The sequence below is a fragment of the Dyella sp. genome (assembly GCF_035277725.1).
Classification (GTDB): Bacteria; Pseudomonadota; Gammaproteobacteria; order Xanthomonadales; family Rhodanobacteraceae; genus Dyella_B.
Window position 1 is genome coordinate 1 of record NZ_DATEJY010000206.1, and the last position, 2,280, is coordinate 2,280.

1 protein-coding gene and 1 pseudogene are annotated in these 2,280 nt (G+C 60.1%); both read right to left on the reverse strand.

Annotated features, from left to right (window positions below):
- Positions 1-1,326, reverse strand: a 1,326-nt coding sequence (locus VJR68_RS17705; protein WP_324149872.1) for a tetratricopeptide repeat-containing sulfotransferase family protein, incomplete at its 3' end; no start/stop codon positions are given.
- Between the two features lie 114 nt (positions 1,327-1,440).
- Positions 1,441-2,280 (reverse strand): annotated as a pseudogene (locus tag VJR68_RS17710) (hypothetical protein); the annotation flags it as partial.

Sequence of the window (2,280 nt, forward strand, 5' to 3'; positions counted from 1 at the left end):
ATACACGTGCGCAGGCTCTTTGCCGGCCCAATACGTCGTCGCCGCATCGAAGCTACGCCAATACGACGCCAGGTCGGAAAACGAGCGCGTGTAGTCGTTGCCAGGAAAATACTGCCGATAGCACGAGAAACAGGTTTCCAGCGCATCACGCCGGCTGACGATAATGCGCGCGCCCGGCAGCATCGCGCGGATCATGCCGATATGCATCCAGTTGTTGGGCAGCTTGTCGGTAAATATGGGGCGCCGTTTGCGCCAGTGCGCGGTTCGCTCCAGGTAACGCTGGCCCAGTTGCTGCCAATCATCCGCACGCATGTCCGGCAGCCACTTCGGATACGGCTTCTGGCGTTGGTTGGAGGCTTCGCCAATCACCAGCGGCAGATCGGTCAGCTCGGCCGTACCCTCAACTTGGGAATGCGAGGCAAGGATTTGTTCGATCAACGTCGAGCCCGAGCGCGGCATGCCAACGATGAAAATCACTTCCGATCCCAACGCCTTATCGGCGCTGGCCGTGCAGGCCGCCGCGTTGATCGAGGCGATGGTGGCTTCAAACGCGGTCGCGTTCCAACCTCTGTGGCGGCGTGCAATATCATTCGCCGCCGCCAAAGCCTGCATCGATTCGGCGTAGCGGCCTTGATCATCCAGGGATTTGGCCAAGGCGAATCCCATTGCGATCCGATCGCCGTCAGTCGCGTGCGGGTGCATAAGGGCGCGCTGGACCGCCTCGCTATCTGCAACGTCCATACGCAAGGTCTTGATTTCCGCCAAGCCCCACCACGCCATGCCCGCCCAGGGCTGGTCGGCAAGCAGCTTTCGATATTCCGCGATGGCGTCGTCGCGCAGGTTGTCCATTCGCAACAAGTCCGCAAGCTGTGCACGTGCGGCGGTGTAGTCGGGCGCCAAGGCAACTGCACGCCGCAGCGCATCGCGTGCTTCATCGAAGCGTGCGCTACGGGTAAGAAACAGGCCGAGGTTGTACCAGGCCAATACAAAGCCGGGTTGAAGCGTGCAGGCGTGGCGCAATCCGTCGATGGCCAGATCGAGTTCGCCCGCTTCCGCCAGGAACAGCGCAAAGGCGTTGTGATAAAGCGCTTCCTGCGGACGTTGTTGCAACGCGCGGCGCATCTCGCGCAAGGCTGCTTTATGTTCGCCGCGCAGGCTCAGCAAACTCGCATGCAGGCGCAATACTTCGGGATGATCCGGATAACCGGTCAAAACCGGCGCCAATTGTGCCGCAGCCTGATCGGGACGCTGCATCTCCAGCGCCTGCCCCGTGGCGATCACGCGATTCATCGCGACAGGGTCCAGGCCTTGCAATAGCGGATTCAATATCGTCTCCGAAGCGCTGCACTTTGCCGGCAGTCTACCAAGCCAAACAAAGATGCCCCCATGTCCTGGCGAACATGGAGGCATCGATGTCAGCGGTTCTACAACATCAAATCATCAGTCGTACTGCCAGCGGAATACCAGCTGTCCAACGCGTCCCGCCTGGAACGTGTTCGGCTGCATGAAGTTGGCATTGAACTGCCCGTTGCCGTTGGTGATCTGGTCCACGTACGACGTTACGGTCTGGTTGTTGAAGAGGTTGAGCACCTTCAGATCCACCGAGAAGGCGTTCTTGCCCAGCGCCCAGTCGTAGCCGATATCCAAGTCCACTTGCTTGGTCGACGGCAGGCGGGTGTAGCTGCCGCGCGTATAGACGATGCTCGAGGACACGGGATTGCCGGCCAATGCGTTCTGCACCGTGTTGCAATAGTAGGCGTTGGCATTGGTGAGCTGATTGCTGCCTACCGCCAGGGTTCCGTTTTGCGGATAGGAAGAAAGGCAATTGACGGGACCTCCCGCGTAGTAGGTGAAGGCACCGCCCACACGCAAGCCGCGCAGGAAGTTTTCCTGGTGGACGAACTTGTAGTACCCAAACACCTTCAGCGTGGTGGGAATGTCGTCAGCCAAGTTGCCGGCGGCGCCTTGCAGGAAGCCGGGTGCCGACAGCCCACCGTCATAAGCGGTTGCGCCGGTGTTGGCGACACCGCCCGTTTGGCTGGACGCATAGCTGGTCGTGCCATCGGTGTTGCCGAACTCATGACGCCATGTGTAAGACGCGCTCAAGTAGTAGGGCTCGTCGTCAGTGTAGGCATGGTCCATCGTCAGGCTCAGCTGGTAGATCCTGCGCTTGAGTGACTGGTAGCCGATGTAGCTGTTCGGGAACGTGAACATCGTGAGCGGGCTGTTCGCGCCGTTCAACTGCACCGGGATGGTGATGTCCTTGCCGGGCGTAATCAG